Here is an 18,665-nt window from a genome sequence, read left to right as displayed (position 1 = left end):
GCCTCGCCTGCGGCTGCGGCTCGCCAAGCCATGACCCAAGAGATGACCCGCTACTACGCCGAGCGGGCGGCGGAGTACGAGCGGGTCTACGCGCAGCCGGCGTGGGTGCGCGATCTTCCCATCCTGCGCGAGCGCGTGCGCGAGACGTTCCGCGGGCGCCGCGTGTTCGAGGTCGCCTGCGGCACCGGGTACTGGACCGACGTGCTGGCGCAGGTGGCGCTGGCGGTGCATGGAGAGGACGTGAACGCCGAGACGCTCGCGCTGGCCCGGGCCCGGCGCTACGCGGCGCCGGTGACCCTGGCACGCGCCGACGCCTACGCCCCCGGCGCGCGGGGCTTCGACGCAGGCCTCGCCGCGCTCTGGCTGTCCCACGTGGACGTGGCGCGCATGGACGAGTTCCTCGCGGCCTTCCACTCGCGGCTCGTCCCGGGCGCGGTCGTCCTCATGTTCGACGAGCGCGACGTGCCGAGCCGGCGGACGATCCAGACGCGCACCGACGCCGCGGGCAATCGCTACGAGAAGCGCCGGATCTCGGCGGGACGCGAGTACGAGATCGTCAAGAACTACGTGGATCCCGACGCGCTGGCGCGGCAGCTCGCGCCCCACGGCGAGGAGGTCCGCGGGGAGACGCTCGAGCGGTTCTGGATCGTGCGCTACCGCGCGCGCTAGGCGGTGGCGCGGCGGGTGCGGACGGCCTTGGCGAGATCCTGGAGCACGGGCACCGTCATCTCCCAGCCCATGCAGGCGTCGGTGATGCTCTGACCGTAGTGCAGCGACCGGCCGGGTGTGAGATCCTGCCGTCCGTCCGCGAGGAAGCTCTCCAGCATCATGCCGAACAGCGCGCGCCGGCCGCCCGCCACCTGCTCCGCGATGTCCTGCGCCACGAGCGGCTGCCGCCGGTAGTCCTTGGCGCTGTTGCCGTGGCTCGCGTCGACCATGATCCGCGGCGGGAGCCCCGCGGCGCGGAGCGCCTCCGTCACCGCTCCCACGCTGGCCGCATCGTGGTTGGGGCCGCTCTGGCCGCCGCGCAGGATCACGTGACAGTCCGGATTGCCGCGCGTGGCCACGATCGCGCAGAGGCCTTGCTCCGTCACGCCGAGGAAGCTGTGCGGATGCGCGCTCGAGCGGACGGCGTCGATGGCGATCTGCACGCCGCCGTCCGTGCCGTTCTTGAATCCCACCGGCATCGAGAGGCCCGACGCGAGCTCCCGATGCACCTGACTTTCTGTGGTGCGCGCCCCGATCGCGCCCCAGCTCACGAGGTCGGAGGTGAACTGCGGGGAAATCGGATCCAGGAATTCGCACCCCGCGGGTAGCCCCAGCTCGGCGAGGTCGACGAGCAGCCGGCGCGCCCGGCGCAGCCCCTCGTTGATGGCGAAGCTACCGTCGAGCCGCGGGTCGTTGATGAGACCTTTCCAGCCCACGGTCGTCCGCGGCTTCTCGAAGTACACCCGCATCACGATGCAGAGGTCGCCGGCGAGGTCGTCGGAGAGCGCCTTGAGCCGATGCCCGTAGTCGAGGGCGGCGGCCGGGTCGTGTATCGAGCACGGCCCCACCACGATGACCAGGCGGTCGTCCTCGCCGTTCAGGATCCGGGACACCTCGTCGCGCCCGCGGGTCACGGTGGCCGACCCGCGCTCCCCCAGCGGCAGCTCCTCGAGGAGGATGGCGGGTGGGATGAGGGGGCGGAAGTTTTCGACTCGGAGGTCCCGGGTACGTGGCATGGGGTCTCGTTCCAGGCCGCCATTATGCCTCAACCGCCCTCGAAGTCGAGCCTGGCCAAGTGTTGACAGATTTTACATTCCGGAGGGGGGGTCGGGAGGAACCAGCCCCTAAGTGTGGGGGCCGGCGCACGAATTCCTATGGCATCCACCATGCACCGTTGCATGATCCGCCAGAGGAGGATTCACCGCTCGATGCTCGAGACAGCGCTGGCCCTGCTGATCACCCTCACCCTCCCCCTCCACGCGTGCGCCGAGATCCTCTCCAGCGTCCGGACCGCGCGGCTCCCCGAGCCGGGCAGCCTCATCCTGCTGGGCACGGGGCTGATTGCGGTGGCGTTCTGGCTCGGCTGGTCTCGCCGGCGTCACGGTCGACGATCGAACCCGCTCGACGAGCGTCGCTAGTACCAGCGGGGATCGCCCGGCAGCACCGGCACGGGCTTGCCGTCCACCTGGAGGATGCGCGGGCGAATCGTCGGCACCTCGCGCCGTCCCAGCCCCGCCACGGCGTCCGCGACGGTCGCGTAGGCGCCGACCAGCTCGAGGTTCTTGAGCGTGGGCGTGCGCAGCGAAATCTCCTTCCGCCGGAGCGCCTCCAGCACCTCGGCAGGCGAGAGCCAGCGCAGGTTGACGATCTCGTGCCCGTCCGCCTCGGGCGACTGGCCCGCGGGCGCCGGCGCGGCGAAGAAGCGCGTGTCAAAGCGGATCGGCTGTTCCTCGGGCGTGATCCAGTGGGCGAAGTATGCGAGCTGATCGGTGGCGAGCGTGAGGCGCTCGGCCCGGAGCATGTCGAAGAAGGCGGCGTTGGACGCCTGACAGGCGGCGCGGTAGCCGGCGAAGCGTGCGTGATGAGGGGCGTCGATGCGCACGGGGCTGCCCGTGGCGTCATAGGCAAGCAGCATGCCCACCTCCTCGAACGCCTCGCGGATGGCGCCGATCCAGTAGCCGAGCGCGTCCCGCGGCTCGAGGCCGCCCAGCCGCGCCGCCGCCGTCGTCGCGGAGAGGCCCACGCAGAAGCGCTCGGCATCGGGGGGCACGTCGTCCGCCTCAACCTTCCCTCCCGCGAAGACGTAGTCGCCCGCCGCGAACTTGCTCTTGCGGTTTCGCTGGATCAGCAGGGTCTCGAGCACACCGGTCGGTCGATCGCGCAGGAGGACCAGGGTGGCGGCGGGGGACGGGGTGGCGGGGTAGGTCATGGGAGCGCCGCGACGGCGTGCCGTCATTTTGCCACGGCGTCCGTCCTCCTTGGGGGGCGTCTTTCTTGACAGGTCTTGGGAATCCTGCGAACCTACGGGCGATTCGACCCGCCGAACAACGGAGGAGATCGCCGATGGACGATCGGATGGCCGACCTTCGGAGACACCCCCGGTCGAGGGTGGCGTGGCCCGTCACCGTCGAGGCCGGCGGTCGCAGCTTCGAGCGGCACACCGTGAACCTGAGCCCCATCGGCGCCAAGGTGCGCCTGGAGGAAGAGCTTCCCGTCGGCAGCAACGCGCGACTTCGCTTCCGTCCGCCCCAGGGTCAGCCGCTCGACGTCGATGCCATTGTGTGGCGCGCCGACTCGGACGGGCCCGCGTTCTTCTTCGTCAGCGTCGACGACGACTCGATGAGCGGGCGCGCCTGACCGGCGCGTCGCGCCGCCTCCGTCCACTCCTCTCCACTACCGTCCCGCAAGGAGATCACCATGGGCGCAGAAGCCCGCATCAAGGAGCTCGGCATCATCCTTCAATCGCCGCCCAAGCCCGGCGGCAACTACGTGCCGGGTGTGCGCGTGGGCAATGTCCTCTACCTGTCGGGGCACGGGCCGCTGCAGGTCGACGGCAAGCCGGGGGCAGCGGGCAAGGTCGGCAAGGATCTCTCGCTCGATGAAGCGCAGAAGGTCGCCCGCGGCGTGGGGATCAACCTCCTCGGCTCCGCCAGAGCGCTGCTCGGGAGCTTGGACAAGGTCAAGCGCGTGGTGAAGGTGCTGGGCATGGTGAACTGTGCGCCCGGTTTCACCGACACCCCGAAGGTGATCAACGGCTTCTCCGATCTCATGGTCGAGGTCTTCGGCGAGAACGGCCGCCACGCGCGCTCCGCGGTGGGCATGGCGGAGCTGCCGTTCAACATCCCCGTCGAGATCGAGATGATCCTGGAGGTCGAGTAGAGGGACTCAGGCGGCGAGGAGGCCCGGCAGGGTTTCCAGCGCCTCGCCGATGCGGGGACCGTACCAGGACAGTAGCTTGCCGTCCACGAAGCGCACCCGGGCGGCGCGCAGCGCGGGATAGGGCTCGAAGTCGGCCGCGTGCACGCGGCGGAAGCGATACGGCTCGTCGGGCAGCAGGATGACGTCCGGCGCCGCCGCCGCGACCTCGCCCAGGCTCACCTCCGGATAGCGCTTCGACGCGTCCGCGAACACGTTCGCGCCCCCGCAGGTCGCGAGCATGTCGTGGACGTAGGTGTCCCGGTTGAGCGTCATGTAGGGGTTCCGCCAGATGGGACAGAACACCCGCGCCGGCGCACGGCGGGCGAGCGCCGCACGGGCCGCCGCGTGGCGCGCCGCGAGGTCGGCCGCGAGGGTGACGCCGCGGGCGGCTGCGCCCACCACCTCGCCCAGCTCCCGCACGAGCGCGATCCCCTCCACCACGGTCCGGGGATACACCACGTGGACGGCAAGGCCCCAGCCGCGCAGGGTCTCCACGTGCTCGCGCAGGTTCTCCTCGACGTTGGCGATCACGAGGTCGGTGCCGAGGTCGCGGATCAGCTCGAGCTTGGGATTCTTCTCGCCGCCGATGCGGGTCTTGGTGGCCACGCCCTCGGGGGGCTGCGTGCAGTAGATGGTGCAGCCGACCACCGCGTCCCCCACGCCGAGCGCGAAGAGGATCTCGGTGATGCTGGGGACGAGCGAGACGATGCGGCTCGGCGGCACTAGAGCTTGGCCGCGCGCTCCGAGAGGCGCTCGACGAGCGCGATCAGCTCCTTCATGCGCGCGCGGAGCTCGGCTTCCGCCTTGCGCGCGCCGTCACCGGTGCCGGCCTCGACCGCTTCCTCGAAGGTCGTCACCGCGACGCCGAAGAGCTTGAGCAGGTGGCGGGTGCTTTCCTCGGCCATTGAAGGCAGGATAACACGCCGCCGCGCGCCGGTCCGTTGTAGACTGGCCGCGGCATGTCCCCAGGGGCCCGCGCCTCGCTCCGCACACTTTCCATCGCCGTGGCTTGCATGCTCTTCACCTTCCCTGCCGCCGCCGACGCGCAGGTGGCGAAGACACACCGGCTCGGGGTCCTCGCGCAGGATCTCCAGCCGGGTCTGCTCGAGACCGTGCGCGAGGAGCTCGGTCGGCTCGGCCAGGTCGAAGGCCGGAACATCGCGATCGACGTGCGAAACGCGGGGGGGCGCAGCGACCGGCTCCCCGCGCTCGCCGAGGAGCTGCTCCGGCTCAAGGTCGACGTCATCCTCGCCGTGAACACGCCGTCGGTCCAGGCGGCGAAGAAGGCCACCTCGACCGTCCCGATCGTCATCATGCGCGTCGCGGATCCGGTCGGGCAAGGCCTGGTCGGGAGTCTCGCCCGGCCCGGCGGCAACGTCACGGGCGTGGCCTTCATGCCCGACGAGCTGGCGGCCAAGGGGATACAGCTCCTGCACGAGGTCGCGCCGAGCATCACGCGGGTCGCCGCGCTCTACAAGGAGGACAATCCGGGCGGCCTGGTCGTCGTCAAGGAGACCGAGCGGCGATGCCTGCAGCTCGGCCTCCAATTCGCGCGGCTGCCCGTCGGGGAACCCCCCGATTTCGTCGCGGTGTTCCAGGCGGCGGCGCGGACCCGCGCCGAAGCCGTATTCGTCATGGACGACGGCGCGATGACCAAGCATCGCAAGCGGGTCACCGAGCTGGCCGCGCGACAATCGCTGCCGCTGGTGTCGATCTACCGGGACTTCGCCGAGGCCGGCGGGTTCATCGCGTATGGGCCGAGCCTGGATACCGCCTATCGACGCGGCGCCGACTACGTGGACCGCATCCTCAAAGGCGCCCGCCCGGCCGATCTCCCCGTCGAGATGCCGACCAAGTTCGACTTCACGGTCAATCTGCGGACGGCCAAGGCCCTCCGCCTGACCGTGCCGCCCTCGGTGCTGGTGCAGGCCGACCTCGTCATCGAGTGAGGCCGCGCCGGCCAGTGTAAACTGGCGCCGCCATGCCTGAGCCGGTGGGAATCCCGCTGGGTGCGCCGTACGCGACGGGCGCCGCCGCCGCGCGCACGGATTCGCTCGCGCTCCATCGCGCCGTCTTCTGGATGCTCTGCGCCGCGAAGCTCGTGACCGGCTGGGGCGTGCAGTGGGACATCCAGTGGCACGTGCGCATCGGACGCGACACGTTCTGGATCGCGCCGCATCTCATGACCTACGCGGGCGTGACCCTGGCGGGGCTGCTGTCGTTCGGCATGCTGGCTTTCGACACCCTCCGTGGGGGCGCGCCGGTTGCGCGCCTGCGCGTGGCCGGCCTCGAGGGCACGCGGGGCTTTCACCTCGCGGCGTGGGGCATGGCGCTCACCGTGCTCGCCGCGCCCATCGACGATCTCTGGCACCGTCTCTTCGGCCTCGACGTCACGCTGTGGAGCCCGCCGCATCTGCTCGGGATCGCGGGCGGGGTCGTCAACAGCTGGGGGTGTCTCCTCATCGCGCGCGAGCTCTACGCCGACGGCGCCGCGCGCCTCCTCGGCATCGCGGTGGCCGGCGCAGGGCTCTTCCGCGGACTGCACCTCACCGTGGAGCCGTCGAGCCTCGTCGCCTACGTGCACGGCGGCGTGCGGTTCTTCACCCTCGCCATTCTCTCCGCGCTGATCCTGCCCTTGGCGCTGATCCCGGCCGCGCGCCTCGCGGGGCGACGCTGGATGCCGCTCGCGGTGCTGACCCTGGTCATCGCCACCGGCGTCATCGGCACGTGGATCGCGCGTGTGGGCTTCGAGAGCCTGCAGCCGGTGTCGGTGATCGAGGAGGAGATGGCCAAGGATCCCACCTCGCCCATCGCGCTCGCCAATGCCATCGCGCGAAAGAGCGGCGGCACGCCGGGCGCCATCGGCGGCCTCTTCCACCTGATCAGCGTGATCCCCGTGCTCGCGCTGGTCCTGGTCGGCCCCCGCCAGCGCCCCGAGCTGGCCGCCATGGCTCACGGCGCCGCCCTTCTCGTCACCTCGGGCCGCGCATTCGCCGGCAACCCGGCCTTCGCGCCGCAGGTGCCGGGCCCGGGCGAATCGGCTGCTGCCGTCGTGCTGGTGCTGGTGGCCGGCGCCATCGGCGGGCATCTAGGGCGACGGCTCTCGGACGCGCTCGGATCGGGAACCGGAAACCCCTGACCATGGCGCCCACCGAGCCGCCCACCCGCGACGGCGCCGTCGTCGTCACCGGCGCCTCCACCGGCATCGGGGCCGCGTGCGCGCTCGGGCTGGACGCGCTCGGCTTTCAAGTCTTCGCGGGCGTGCGGCGCGCGACCGACGGGGCCGCGCTCCAGCAGCGCGCCTCGGGGCGGCTCACCGCGGTGGCCCTCGACGTCACCGATGCCGCGTCGATCGCGGGCGCCACCCGCACCGTCTCCGCCGTCGTGGGGGTCAGGGGACTGGCCGGCCTCGTGAACAATGCCGGCATCGCGGTGCCGGGACCGCTGGAGTTCCTCCCCCTCGCCGATCTCCGCCGCCAGTTCGAGGTCAACGTGGTGGGCCAGGTCGCGGTGACTCAGGCGATGTTGCCGCTGCTGCGCGCCGCGCGCGGACGCATCGTGAACATGGGCTCGATCGGCGGGCGCATGGCCGCGCCCTTCGTCGGCGCCTACGGCGCCTCGAAGTTCGCCCTCGAGGCCCTGACCGACGCGCTGCGCGTGGAAGTGCGGCCGTGGGGCATGCACGTGTCGATCATCGAGCCGGGCGCCATCGCCACGCCGATCTGGCAGAAGTCCACGCAGGAGGCGAACCGGATGCAGGATGGTCTGCCGCCGGAGGCGATGCGGCTCTACGGGAAGGCCCTCGAAGCCCTTCGCAAGGGCGCGGCCTACTCGGAGCGCACCGCCATCCCGCCCGACGCGGTGGTAGCGGCGGTGGTGCACGCCCTCACCGCCGAGAAGCCGCGGACGCGCTATGTGATCGGCAGGCGGGCGAAGATGCAGGCCGCGATCGCCCGCTGGCTGCCCGACCGTACGCGAGACCGTCTGCTCACGCGCTTCCTGCGCCTGCCCGACCGGCCCTGACGGTCGCGCCGTCTCAGGCGCGTGCCTCGCGCCAGAAGATCCGCGCCAGCGCGATCGCCCCACGCGCGTAGCCGAAGAGCGTGGTGAAGGCGGCCACCAGGGTCACCAGCATCCACGGCGCGCTGTCGGCCACCACGGGCTCGGACGCGCCGATCAGAGGGATGGTCGCGGCGGTCAGGGCAAGCCCTCCCACCCCGGCCACCGTCAGCGCGCCGGCCAGGCGGTCACGCAGACCGTGGAGCGTGTCGCCGAGCGCCCGCAGGCGCCGGGCGAGCGCAATGAGCCCGAGCCAGTACACGGCGGATAGCGCGAGCGCCGCGCCCTCGCGGGCCACCTCGGTCAGACCGGGGAGCCAGGGGAGCTCGAGCACGCTTTCCAGCCCGGAGATCAGCAGCAGCCCCTTGATGAGGGCGTCAGCCTCGTAGATCCCCCGCCCGTGGAGCAGGGCACGCAGGGTGAGCAGGGTTACCGCGTAGATGATCAGCGCCGCCACGAGGACCGCCGCGTGGAGCGCGCGGAGCGTGAGGCTGTCGCCGGCGGCCAGGCTGCCGAGCAGCGCCACGAGAGGGACGGACGCGAACGCGTTGACGAGCGACAGCCACGCCGCGAGCCGCAGCCCGGCGGGTCTCACCGAGCGCGGCGGCGCAGCTGCCGGATGCTCAGGAGGTGCAGGCCCCATGCCAGCGGCACGAGAAACGCGGGCAGCCAGATCCACGGCAGGTGCGCGATCAAGGTCGGCGGCGGGTCCGCAATGATCCGCCGATAGGGCGTGGGCGCCGAGAGCTGCGCGTGCAGCACCACGTTCAGCAGGATCAGGATGCCGGCGACGTTCCACCAGACGGCGACCCGCGGCGACCAGAGGCGACGGCCGAAGCAGAGCCAGCCGATCAGCGGCGCGCTGAGCCCCACCACGATGTCCACGTTCCGCCCCTCGAACGTCATGATCACGGGCAGCACGCCCGCCATGAAGAGCTGCCAGAGGATCAGCTCCATCACCCCGCGGAACGCCTGCGGGTGCACGAGCCAGGCTGGCGGTGCGGCGTCGAGCCAGCGTCCCACCGCGGCGGAGCGGCCCAGGATCACCAGGGTGATCAGCGGCGCCACGATGGCGAGGAGGAGCCGCGGGGGCATGCGGGAGAAATCGGCAAAGACGCCGGCGCCGGCGAGGGCGCCCGTGAGCGCGAGCCACGCGCCGAGGGCGGCGGCGATGCCCGCCGCCGCGCCGCGCCCGCGGAGAGCGCCTACCGCCGCGACCACCAACCCCGCCATCACGAGCACCAGCAGCGTGAACGCCGCAGTGAGCCACGCGGGCGCGGACGAGGGCATCGAGGAGCTAGCGCGCCAGCGCGTCCATGAGATCGCGGGAGAACGTGCCGGTGTAGACCTCCTCGACCGGGCCCTGGAGGCGAATCGACCAGTCGGGCCGCACGTCGATGTGCAGCGTGCCGCCCGGCATCCGGACGGTCACCCGCCCGTGATCGCAGAGCCCGTTCTTGACCGCCGCGCAGGCCACCGCGCTCGACGAGGACCCGGAGGCGAGGGTCCAGCCCGCACCGCGCTCCCAGATCATGATGTCGACCGCGGTGCGCGACGCCACCTTGGCGAACTGCACGTTGGTCCGGTTCGGGAACGCGGGGTGATGCTCGATGAGGGGGCCGAGCCGCCGGACCTCCTTCTCGTCGAGCGCGTCGGTGAAGACGACGCAGTGCGGGTTCCCCACCGACACCGCGGTCACGAGGAGGGTCTCCGGGCCCACCTGCAGCGGCACCTTCACCACCTCGCGCTCGGGGCCGTTCATCGGGATCTCGGGCGCGACGAAGGTGCAGCGCCCCATCTCCACCGTGACCTCGTTGACGCGTCCGTTGACGACGTGGCACTGGCATTCCACCCGGCCGCCCATCGTGTCCACCGTGAAGGTCGGGCGCCGCGCGTGCCCGTGGTCGTGGAGGTACTTGGCGAAGATGCGCAGCCCGTTGCCGGACTTCTCCGCCTCGCTCCCGTCGGGATTGAAGATCCGGAGGCCGACGTCCGCGCCGGCCCACGCGGGCACGCGCAAGAGGATGCCGTCCGACCCCACGCCCCAGTTGCGGTCGCAGATCTTCTCGATCTGGCGCGGTGTGAGGGGCGCCGGGAGATCCGTCCCGTTGATCACGATGTAGTCGTTGCCGAGACCGTGGCCCTTTGCGAACGGGATCATCGAGGAAACACCACGAGTACCCCCGTGTAAGTGTGGAAGTGATTGCGCCCGCCCACCGGCGCGAGCTCGCCGTTGCCGAAGAAGCCCGCGAGCGGAAATTCGCCGAGGGCCTCGCGGATGAGACCGATGTCGTGATCGCCGACGCCGAAGAGGCCCTGCCCCCGGCCCGCGCAGTCGAAGTAGAGCCCGAAGCCCGGCGAGCGGCCGCCGAGGGCCTCCGCCATCGTCGCCAGGGTCGCCCGCAGGTCATCGGCGGCCGCGCGCGCGTCGCGGAGCTGGAACTGGATCGTCTGGCCCACGCGGACGGGCTCCGCCACGCCGACGCTGCCCGTGCCGCGATCCACGCCGATGAGGTTGCGCACGAGGAAGTCGCCGCGCACCAGGGGGCTCTTGGCGGGATCCATGGCGAGCCCCGCGAAGAGCCCGGCCCCACGCACCCGAGCGGTGCCGCCCTCCACCGAGGCGACCGCCTCGCCCAGCACCGCCAGCGCGGGGCGGCCCGCGATCTCCTGCACCGTCGAGCCCTCGGCACGCGTGATGACGAAAGGCTCGCCGATGGGCTCGCAGCCCTGCGCCACGCCCACCACCGGCGTCCCGCCCGCCACCGCGAGCCCGACGAGCGCGCCCGACACCACGTCGGCGTTGCACAGCTCGAAGAGCGGCAGGCCCGAGGCCACACCTCCCAGCACGGGGACGCTGCGGCCGCCCTCGGTGAGCGCCGCGAGCAGCCGTCCCGGATCGAGGCCCATGGGGTCGGGCAGCGCGATGAGCACGCTCGCCTCGGCCTCGGCGAGGCGGGCAGCGGCGACGCGTCCCGCCGCCGTGCCCAGGCCCTCGGTCTCGTCCACGAGGAAGGGGGCGAAGTGGTGCCCGTCGCTCTGCACTGCGAGCACCGCGACCGCGGCCTGGCGGGGATCGGGCGACCCCGGCGCCTCGATGGACTCCACCTCCATCCGGTCCGTGAGCACGCCCACGCCACTGGCGCCCACCACCGCGGGGGCGCCCGTCACCCGCCGCACCGCGTGCAGCAGCTCGTGGGCGGAGGGGAAGGCCGACGGCGACGTGAACACGACGGCCAGATCGGCGCGATGAGCGCCCAGACGCTCCATGGCGGTGAGCGACGCCTCGAGCGTCGCCTCCACCGGATCCCAGCTGACGGAGAGGCCGGAGCCCGCGCGGATGCTCATGGATCGGACCGCCGGGCCCCGCGTCGCACGCGGTCGGCGAAGCGCTCGCCGAGCGTGCGCACGTCGCTGGGCAGCCGGTGGCGCCACTTCGCGGTGAAGCGCGCGAGGGCGGCACGACGATCGGCCAGATCCTGAGCGGTCCGGCGCGGCGCGCCCGCGCCGGTGCGCGTGCCGCCGCCGTGATGCACGCAGCGGGCGTCCACGACGGCGCAGCGCAGCCCGGCCTCGCGCACCGCGAAGGACAGGTCGCGGTCGTAGCCGTGAAAGAAGCCATAGCCCTCGTCGAAGCCACCCACCTGCTCCAGGAGCGCGCGGCGCAGGAAGAGGCAGACCCCATCCACCGCCGCTACCTCGGTGACGGGCGTGGGCAGGGGCGGCGCGCCCTCCAGGCTCGAGACGATCGTGCGGCCCACGTAGCGCCCGTCGGCGCGCAGCCGCCGCACCCCGTAGAGGCCGGCCAGGCCGAAGCCGCCGTCGCCGTCCACCGCGGCCCGCAGGCGCGCGAGCCACTCCGGCTCACGCATCTCGGTGTCGTTGTGCAGGAAGCACAGGTACTCGCCGGTGGCCAGGCGGGCTCCCGCGTTCAGCGCGCGGATCAAGCCCACGTTCTCCGCGTTACGCTCGTAGCGGAGCGGCATGGCGAATGTGGGGAGGCGGCGGAAGTAGGGCTCGGTGCCATCGGCGGAGCCATTGTCCACGACGCAGAGCTCGAACGGGAGCGTGGTCTGGCGCAGGCTCTCGAGGCAGGCGCGGGTGAGCGCGAGCTGGTTGTACACGACGAGCACCACGCTCACGAGCACGGCAGCTGCTCCGTGCCGGGCCGCTCGCCGAGCCGGCCGCGCCTACCGGTTGGCGAGGGGCACGTACTTCAGGTCGATCGCGCCCGTGTATTCGCCGCGCGGCCGGATGAGCCGGTTGTTGCCGTGCTGCTCGAGGACATGGGCCGCCCAGCCGGCGACGCGGCTCATCGCGAAGATCGGCGTGAACTGATCGGTGGGGATGCCCATCGAGGCGTAGGCGGCGCCGGAGAAGAGGTCCACGTTGGGGAAGATGTGCTTCTCGCTGGAGACCACGCGCGCGACCGTCTCCAGGATCTCGACGTTGGCGGTGCTGCCGGCCTGCTTGCCCAGCTCGAGCGCGAGCCGGCGCAGGTGTTTGGCCCGCGGATCCTCCACGCGGTAGACGCGGTGGCCGAAGCCCATGATGCGCATCTTGTCGGCAATGGCCTTGCGGATCCAGCCCTCGGCCTTGGCGGGGTCCTTGACCTTCTGGACCATGAGCATGACCTGCTCGTTGGCCCCGCCGTGGAGCGGCCCCTTGAGCGCGCCAATGCCCGACACCACCGCCGAGTGCACGTCGGACAACGTCGCCGCGGTGACGCGCGCGGCGAAGGTGGACGCATTGAACTCGTGGTCGGCGTGAAGGATCAGGGCGACGTCGAAGGTCTTGGCGGCGAGCTCGGTGGGCTTCTTGCCGCTCATCATGTAGAGGAAATTGGCCGCGAGGGAGAGCTTTGGGTTCGGCGCCACCGGAGCCTTGCCGCGCCGGATGCGCTCCCAGGCCGCCACGAGGGTCGGGAGCTGGGCGGTCAACCGGATGGATTTCCTGAGGGTGGCGTCATGGGAGTTGTCCGCGGCGTCGGGATCGAAGGCGGACAGCGCGGAGACGCCCGTGCGCAGAGCCTCCATCGGCGTGGTCTTCTTCGGGAGCTGGCGGAGCATCGCGATGAGCTTCGGGAGGAGCTTGCGATTCGCGGTCGAGGACAGCGCCTTCTGGTTGGCCTCGGCCTCCTTCCGGTTGGGGAGCCGCCCGTGGAAGAGGAGGAACACGACCTCCTCGAAGCTCGCGTGCGCGACGAGATCGTCCACGTCGTAGCCGCGGTAGACCAGCCGTCCCTTGTGACCATCGATGAAGCAGATCTCCGTGGTCGAGACGACGACGTCCTCGAGGCCGGCTTTCATGGGGGCTACCGCCGCGCTGGCTCCGTTCGTCATGGCTTCCTCGGTACTCCTTTTCGGGGGTCGATGGGGCGGATCGAAAACGCCTCCTTGTACCATATGGATCGGGCACTTTCAAGGCTTGGCCCGGCGCCGCGTCGAGGCTAGCATCGCCGGCATGCCGCCGCACGCCCCGCTGGCCGACGTCGTCGATTTCTACGACCGGCATCCGATCTCGGCGCCCCAGATCCTCGAAGCGCTACGCCGTCAGGGCAAGGCCGGCCCGCGCCTCGACCTGGACGATCTCGGCGAGCTGGACCACGATCACTATGGCGGCCGCGCCGCCGTCGAAGCGCTCGCGCGCCGCGCCGCCATCCGCCCCGGCGCGCGCGTGCTCGACGTGTGCGCGGGCCTGGCCGGTCCCGCGCGCTTCCTCGCCGGCCGCTTCGGCGTCCGCGTGCTCGCCCTCGATCTGAACGCGGGGCGCTGCGCGGGCGGCGCGCGCCTCACGCGGCTGACGGGGCTCGAGGCCCTGGTGCGCCCGGTGCGCGCCGACGCCCAGGTCCTGCCACTGCGCCCGGGCGTGTTCTCCGCGGTGATCAGCCAGGAGGGGCTGCTCCACGTGCCGGACAAGGGCCGCGTGCTCGCGGAGTGCGCGCGGGTGCTCGAGCCCGGCGGGCGCATCGCCTTCACGGACTGGATCGCCACGCCGCGCCTCGCCGACAACGAGCGCGCCCGCCTCACCACTTGGATGGCGGCGGTGAGCCTCCAGAGTATCGCCGGCTACGCAGCCCTGCTCGCGCGCGCGGGCTTCGGCGGGATCGAAGCCGAGGACCTGTCCGCCGAGTGGATCGACATCCTGCAGCGGCGCTTCGCCATGTATCGGGGTCTCCGCGAGGACACGGTGGCGCGGCTGGGTGAGGCCCGCTACGAGGAGTATCGCCAGCTCTACGCGTTCTTCGTGGAGCTGGTCGAGCAGGGCAAGCTGGGCGGCGCCCGCTTCAGCGCAGGAGCTGCTCGAGGAGCTGCTTGACCGCGTCGCGCCCGCCCTGGGTGACCCCCGTCGGGATGACTCGAAGCGATTGACCAACGCCGGTGACGCGCGCCTTCACCTGGGTGCGCCCCTGCGTGAGTGTGACCGCGGCGTCCACGCGCCCGTCGGCCAGCGCGTAGGTGCCGGCCACGTTCCCCGTGAGGCCCTCACCCTGGTAGAGCAGGTCGTCGGTGGCGATGACGCCGCGGCTCACCCGGTACGTCGCGGTGATGGACTCGAAGTCGAGAGGCTTCGTGGGCGCGGTGATCGACCGTCCCTCGACCAGCGGCGCGACCACCCCTGCCACCGTCACCACGTCGCGGAGCAGGGCCAGCGCCGCCGTCCCCACCACCTTGCCGCGACCGATGCGCAGCCGCCCCGCGCCCTCGGCCGTCGTCAGCGGCGTGCTCGAGCTGAATGCCACATTGCCCTGATGCTCGAGCGGTCCCGTGACCGCGTAGGGCTGGCAGAGATAGTCCACGAGCAGCGGGCCCAGCTCCACGCCCTTGAGGGCCACGTCCTTCAGGCTCACCGCCCCGGCCGTGAGATTGACCGACGCGCGAGCCGACACTGTCCCGCCGGCCACGCGCGCCGACAGTGGCGCCGCCTCCAGGCGGGCCAGCGTGAAGTCCAGGGGCACGCGCACGTCGCCCAGCTTGAGCTGGCGGTCGGGTGGCGGCGGGCAGGACGGGCGGCGCTCGGACACGGCGAGGCCGGAAAAGGCGAGCTCGCCCTGCGCGGTGGGGTGCGAGATGGTGCCCGCAACGCGCAGCGTGCCCTGCACCGGCCCGCGCAGCGCGGGGGTGGCCAGGAAGGGCGTCACGAGCCCCGCCACGTCCGCGCCCTTGACCGCCACGGTGGCGCGCAGGGGCGCGTCGCCGAGGGCATGGCCTGGCGGGAGCTGCAGCGTGGTCTGGGACAGGGTGAGCGTGAGCCCGCCGGGCTCGAGCCGGGCCGCGCCCTCGAGGGCGAAGGTGTCGCCCGCGGGCCGCACCACGAGGTCGATGGCCTCGAGCCGGAGGTTCAGCGGCTTCGCGCCGCGCCGCACCAGATGCGCGACGCCGTCCTTGAGCCGCACCCGGCTGATGGTCGCCGCGGTGGTGCCGGCCGGGGCGGACGCGGCAGGCGAACGCGGCACGGGGCGTCCGGGGCCCGCCGTAGGGCCCAGGCTCGCCACGTTCAGGCGGCCGGTGCCGTCATCGATGATCTCGACCCGCGGCTTCTCGAGGATGAGCTCGGTCAGCTCCACGCGGCCAGAGAAGAGCGGGCGGATCCGGATGCGGAAGCGCCCCTCCTCGACGACCAGGAAGGGCCGGGCCCCGAACTTCGGATCCTCGGCCACCTGCAGGCCCTTGAGCCGCACCGAGGGCGTCGGGAGCGCGGTCACGGACAGCGACGTGAAGCGCACCGCGCGTCCCAGCGCCTGCGAGGCCGCGGCGGCGATGTAGGCCTGGACGCGCGGGACGTCGACGAGCCAGGGCAGCGCGACGAGCGCGCCCGCCAGGAGCAGGACGAGCGCGCCCGCCGCGATCAGGATCCACTTCAAGGGCGGAGGTACGGCGGCCGCGCGCTCACGGGATCAGGAGCACCTTCCCCGTGGTCTTGCGGCCCTCGAGGGCGCGATGGGCTTCGCCGGCCTTGTCGAGCGGGAACGTGGTCTCCACGCGCAGCTTGAGCTTGCCGTCGCGGATCCAGCCGAGCACGTCGCCCGAGCGCTGCACGAGCTCCTCGCGCGAGGCGATGTGGTGGTTGAGGCTCGGGCGCGTGACGAACAGCGAGCCGTTGGCGTTCAGGAGCTGAAGGTCGAGCGGGGCCACCGGCCCGCTCGCCGCGCCATAGAGAGCCATGACGCCGCGGGGCCGGATGCACGTGAGCCCCTTCTCGAACGTGGTGGCGCCCACGCCGTCGTAGATCACGTCCACGCCGCGATTCCCCGTGATCCGCTTCACCTCGGCGACGAAGTCCTGCTTGCTGTAGAGGATCACGTGATCGGCGCCCGCCTGCTTGGCCAGCGCGGCCTTCTCGTCGGTGGACACCGTGCCGATCACGGTGGCGCCCAACATCTTGCCCATCTGGGTGAGGAGGAGCCCCATGCCGCCGGCGGCCGCGTGCACGAGGCAGGTGTCGCCCGACTTGAGCGGATAGGTGGAGCGCGTGAGGTAGTGCGCGGTCATGCCCTGCAGCATGGAGGCGGCCCCGTCGCGGAACGAGAGCTTGTCCGGCAGCTTCACCAGCCGATCGGCCGGGCACACGTTCATCTGGGCGTAGGAGCCCGGAATGCCGGTGTAGGCCACGCGATCGCCGACCTTCAGGTCCTTGACCCCGTCCCCCACCTGGGTGACGGTGCCCGCGCCCTCGAGGCCGGGGGTGAGGGGGAGCGGGGCCTTGTACGTGCCGGTGCGGAAGTAGACGTCGATATAGTTGAGCCCGGCGGCCTCCAGCTTCACCACCGCCTGCCCGGGACCCGCCTTGGGCTCCGGGACCTCCTCGAGCTTCATCACCTCGGGACCGCCCGGCGTGTGGACGCGAATCGCCTTCATCGTCTTCTCTCCTCGGTCAGGGGTGGCCAGGTCAATGGGCGCCGGCCCGGCGACGGACCGGCGCCCGTGGGCGCGTGGCGATGCTACACCTTCAGCAGCGAGCGGATCTCCTTCACGACGCCGCCCCGCCAGTCCATGTAGCGCTCGGCGCGCAGGGCCCGCCGGGTCTCGAGCATCTTCTTCTCGATCTCCTCCGTCTGGGCGGGGGGCCGCTCGATGAAGCGGGCGACCTCCTTCATGTTCTCGTCGAAGAACGCGAACACCGGGATGGAGCGGTACATGCCCTGGTTGAGATACTGGTCCATCAGCTCCTTGTTCTTGTCACGGAGGAAGATGCGCATGTCGATGTTGGGATTGCCCTCGACCATCTTGGCGAGCACGGGGACGTTGTAGAGGGCGTCGCCGCACCAGTCCTCGGTGATCACGAGCACGTTGAGCTTCTTGCCGTATTTGTCGAGGGCCTGCTTGTCCTCGGGCGAGATCTTGATGCTCTGCAGGAACTCGACGAACTTGTCCTTGTTCGTCCCCATCTGCGCGAGGTACTGGTCCAGCGTCATCCCCTGCTTGAACTGCTCCTTGGTCACCATCGTTACGGCTCCTTTCCCTCTCAGCGCATGGCCGACAGGTCCACGGTGAACGTCGAGACGTCCTTCTCGTCGGAGTTGCGAACGACCAGGGTATAGCGGCCCCGGGCGGTGAGGCCCTCGACGGGAAAGACGTAGAGGCAGCGCGCGGCATAGCCGCCGCCCTCCGCGCGCAGCGCGGTCCGCTCGTTCTGCACGAACGAGGGCTTGATCTCGGTCTTGCCGTCGAGGAGCAGGGGCGCGTAGAAGCGCGCGAAGTCGCTCCGGTCCCCCCGCAGCGTCACCCACAGCGTGAGCTTGTTGCTGGTTTCCTTGAGGACGGTGTCGATGTCCTTGGGCTTGAGCGTGTCGCTCTTGAACGCGGCGTTGCGGGCGGCAAGGGCGAGCCGATGGAACGGCGTCATTACCTCGACCACCTCGCCGGCGGCGTTCTTCTGCCGCCACTCCCCGCCGAACTCCTCGCTGACCACGCTGCGCTTGCCCACGAGCATGGCGTCGTCGCGCTCGCGCTCGGACAGTACGAACGCGGCCGCCGCTGCCGACTGGCCGGGGGCCGGCCAGCATGCGAGGGCGGCAAGACCGATCACGATGAGGGAGAAGATTCCGTTGCGCCGCATGGACCGCTCAGGCGTCGGTCATTGTAGCACGCGCGGTCGCGCCCGCTTGCCCCGGGGGTCGGCGCCGGTTGCCCCCGTTCGAGGTGGGGGCTAGGCTACACGCATGCGCCGCCTGCTCCTGCTCGCCCTCGTCTGCGCGGCCGTGTCGGGCTGCGCATCGGTGTTCCCGGGCCAGCTGCTCCAGGGCGTGGATCGTTCGCTCACCCTGGGCGTGCTGCGCAGCGACCCGGACCGCTACCGGAACGCGCGGGTGGTCCTCGCCGGTGAGATCATCGAGACGCGGCCCCGCGCGGGCAGCACCGAGATCGAGGTGCTCTCGCGGCCGCTCGGCGACGGCGACGCGCCCCGGCGCACCGACGAGACCGACGGTCGCTTCGTCATGGTCGCGCCGGACTTCCTCGATCCCGCGGTGTACGCGCGCGGCCGGCGCGTCAGCATGGTGGGCACGGTCCTGGGCGGCGAGGAGCGCGCCCTGGGCGAGCAGCCCTACCGGTATGTCCTCACGCGGCCCGACCAGATCTACCTCTGGCCGCTCCCCGCGGCATACGGCTCCCCCTACCCCTATCCCTATGCGGGATACCCATACCCGTACATCGGAGGACCCTACTCGCCCTACTACTGGTAGCCGCGACGCGTCGGCG

Annotated in this window: 23 protein-coding genes; 9 read left to right on the top strand and 14 right to left on the bottom strand. The window is 71.5% G+C overall.

The window, feature by feature from the left end; translation table 11 throughout:
* Positions 1–30 precede the first annotated feature (30 nt).
* The gene (locus VFX14_25075) at positions 31–669 is read left to right on the top strand and encodes a class I SAM-dependent methyltransferase (protein ID HEU5192970.1); all 639 of its coding nucleotides are present in this window, start codon (positions 31–33) and stop codon (positions 667–669) included.
* On the opposite strand, the gene VFX14_25070 is transcribed toward VFX14_25075, so the two are convergent.
* Positions 666–1,724, bottom strand: coding sequence for a 3-deoxy-7-phosphoheptulonate synthase (locus VFX14_25070; GenBank protein ID HEU5192969.1), 1,059 nt, complete (start codon positions 1,722–1,724; stop codon positions 666–668). The two genes, VFX14_25075 and VFX14_25070, sit on opposite strands and share 4 nt — an antisense overlap.
* Before the next feature lie 192 nt (positions 1,725–1,916).
* Between VFX14_25070 and VFX14_25065 the strand changes: the two genes are divergently transcribed.
* Positions 1,917–2,126, top strand: a complete 210-nt coding sequence (locus tag VFX14_25065; protein ID HEU5192968.1) for a PEP-CTERM sorting domain-containing protein — start codon at positions 1,917–1,919, stop codon at positions 2,124–2,126.
* Here the strand turns inward: VFX14_25065 and VFX14_25060 are convergent.
* Positions 2,123–2,917 (bottom strand): hypothetical protein, encoded by a 795-nt coding sequence (locus tag VFX14_25060; protein HEU5192967.1) that lies wholly within the window; start codon positions 2,915–2,917, stop codon positions 2,123–2,125. The genes VFX14_25065 and VFX14_25060 overlap by 4 nt on opposite strands.
* A gap of 134 nt (positions 2,918–3,051) precedes the next feature.
* Between VFX14_25060 and VFX14_25055 the strand changes: the two genes are divergently transcribed.
* The gene (locus tag VFX14_25055; protein ID HEU5192966.1) at positions 3,052–3,345 is read left to right on the top strand and encodes a PilZ domain-containing protein; all 294 of its coding nucleotides are present in this window, start codon (positions 3,052–3,054) and stop codon (positions 3,343–3,345) included.
* A gap of 60 nt (positions 3,346–3,405) precedes the next feature.
* Entirely contained in the window at positions 3,406–3,867 is a 462-nt protein-coding gene (locus tag VFX14_25050; GenBank protein ID HEU5192965.1) for a RidA family protein, read from the top strand.
* Positions 3,868–3,873: 6 nt separating this feature from the next.
* On the opposite strand, the gene VFX14_25045 is transcribed toward VFX14_25050, so the two are convergent.
* Positions 3,874–4,629 (bottom strand): helical backbone metal receptor, encoded by a 756-nt coding sequence (locus tag VFX14_25045; GenBank protein ID HEU5192964.1) that lies wholly within the window; start codon positions 4,627–4,629, stop codon positions 3,874–3,876.
* Positions 4,629–4,811: a hypothetical protein gene (locus VFX14_25040; protein ID HEU5192963.1), complete on the bottom strand. Its 183-nt coding sequence runs from the start codon at positions 4,809–4,811 to the stop codon at positions 4,629–4,631. Before VFX14_25040 ends, VFX14_25045 begins: the two co-directional genes overlap by 1 nt.
* 108 nt (positions 4,812–4,919) lie before the next feature.
* Between VFX14_25040 and VFX14_25035 the strand changes: the two genes are divergently transcribed.
* From VFX14_25035 to VFX14_25025, 3 genes are read left to right on the top strand one after another with little or no spacing between them, the layout of a single operon-like run.
* A complete protein-coding gene (locus VFX14_25035; GenBank protein HEU5192962.1) occupies positions 4,920–5,855 on the top strand; it encodes an ABC transporter substrate-binding protein in 936 nt (311 codons plus the stop codon).
* A gap of 32 nt (positions 5,856–5,887) precedes the next feature.
* Entirely contained in the window at positions 5,888–7,045 is a 1,158-nt protein-coding gene (locus VFX14_25030; GenBank protein HEU5192961.1) for a hypothetical protein, read from the top strand.
* A 2-nt stretch (positions 7,046–7,047) separates the two neighbouring features.
* Entirely contained in the window at positions 7,048–7,929 is an 882-nt protein-coding gene (locus VFX14_25025) for an SDR family NAD(P)-dependent oxidoreductase (protein ID HEU5192960.1), read from the top strand.
* Between the two features lie 13 nt (positions 7,930–7,942).
* Here the strand turns inward: VFX14_25025 and VFX14_25020 are convergent, their stop codons facing one another.
* Genes VFX14_25020 through VFX14_24995 form a run of 6 tightly spaced genes read right to left on the bottom strand, consistent with a single transcriptional unit; the run spans position 7,943 to position 13,274 of the window.
* Positions 7,943–8,560, bottom strand: a complete 618-nt coding sequence (locus VFX14_25020) for a hypothetical protein (protein ID HEU5192959.1) — start codon at positions 8,558–8,560, stop codon at positions 7,943–7,945.
* The gene (locus VFX14_25015) at positions 8,557–9,255 is read right to left on the bottom strand and encodes a hypothetical protein (GenBank protein ID HEU5192958.1); all 699 of its coding nucleotides are present in this window, start codon (positions 9,253–9,255) and stop codon (positions 8,557–8,559) included. The genes VFX14_25020 and VFX14_25015 overlap by 4 nt, the downstream gene beginning before the upstream one ends.
* A 7-nt stretch (positions 9,256–9,262) precedes the next feature.
* Positions 9,263–10,126, bottom strand: a complete 864-nt coding sequence (gene dapF, locus VFX14_25010; protein HEU5192957.1) for a diaminopimelate epimerase — start codon at positions 10,124–10,126, stop codon at positions 9,263–9,265.
* Positions 10,123–11,313, bottom strand: a complete 1,191-nt coding sequence (locus VFX14_25005; GenBank protein HEU5192956.1) for an FIST N-terminal domain-containing protein — start codon at positions 11,311–11,313, stop codon at positions 10,123–10,125. Before VFX14_25005 ends, dapF begins: the two co-directional genes overlap by 4 nt.
* Complete coding sequence (locus VFX14_25000) at positions 11,310–12,113, bottom strand: glycosyltransferase family 2 protein (protein HEU5192955.1); 804 nt, start codon at positions 12,111–12,113, stop codon at positions 11,310–11,312. Before VFX14_25000 ends, VFX14_25005 begins: the two co-directional genes overlap by 4 nt.
* Positions 12,114–12,155: 42 nt before the next feature.
* Positions 12,156–13,274 carry a citrate/2-methylcitrate synthase gene (locus tag VFX14_24995; GenBank protein ID HEU5192954.1) on the bottom strand — a complete coding sequence of 373 codons (1,119 nt, stop codon included), beginning with the start codon at positions 13,272–13,274 and terminating at the stop codon, positions 12,156–12,158.
* 154 nt (positions 13,275–13,428) lie between these two features.
* Between VFX14_24995 and VFX14_24990 the strand changes: the two genes are divergently transcribed.
* Positions 13,429–14,283, top strand: a complete 855-nt coding sequence (locus tag VFX14_24990) for a methyltransferase domain-containing protein (protein HEU5192953.1) — start codon at positions 13,429–13,431, stop codon at positions 14,281–14,283.
* On the opposite strand, the gene VFX14_24985 is transcribed toward VFX14_24990, so the two are convergent.
* The 4 genes from VFX14_24985 to VFX14_24970 form a co-directional block, all read right to left on the bottom strand.
* Complete coding sequence (locus VFX14_24985) at positions 14,252–15,829, bottom strand: AsmA family protein (protein HEU5192952.1); 1,578 nt, start codon at positions 15,827–15,829, stop codon at positions 14,252–14,254. The two genes, VFX14_24990 and VFX14_24985, sit on opposite strands and share 32 nt — an antisense overlap.
* Before the next feature lie 25 nt (positions 15,830–15,854).
* Entirely contained in the window at positions 15,855–16,823 is a 969-nt protein-coding gene (locus VFX14_24980; GenBank protein HEU5192951.1) for a quinone oxidoreductase, read from the bottom strand.
* An 83-nt stretch (positions 16,824–16,906) separates the two neighbouring features.
* Positions 16,907–17,410 (bottom strand): thioredoxin family protein, encoded by a 504-nt coding sequence (locus VFX14_24975; protein HEU5192950.1) that lies wholly within the window; start codon positions 17,408–17,410, stop codon positions 16,907–16,909.
* 20 nt (positions 17,411–17,430) lie between these two features.
* Positions 17,431–18,024: a hypothetical protein gene (locus VFX14_24970; protein ID HEU5192949.1), complete on the bottom strand. Its 594-nt coding sequence runs from the start codon at positions 18,022–18,024 to the stop codon at positions 17,431–17,433.
* A 103-nt stretch (positions 18,025–18,127) separates the two neighbouring features.
* Between VFX14_24970 and VFX14_24965 the strand changes: the two genes are divergently transcribed.
* Positions 18,128–18,649 carry a Slp family lipoprotein gene (locus VFX14_24965; GenBank protein HEU5192948.1) on the top strand — a complete coding sequence of 174 codons (522 nt, stop codon included), beginning with the start codon at positions 18,128–18,130 and terminating at the stop codon, positions 18,647–18,649.
* The last annotated feature ends 16 nt before the right edge of the window (positions 18,650–18,665 follow it).

It is taken from the genome of Candidatus Methylomirabilota bacterium (assembly GCA_035764725.1).
Lineage (GTDB): Bacteria > Methylomirabilota > Methylomirabilia > Rokubacteriales > CSP1-6 > DASRWT01.
The sequence above is the reverse complement of the archived record's forward strand: the minus strand, read 5'-3'. Positions and strand labels throughout refer to the sequence as shown.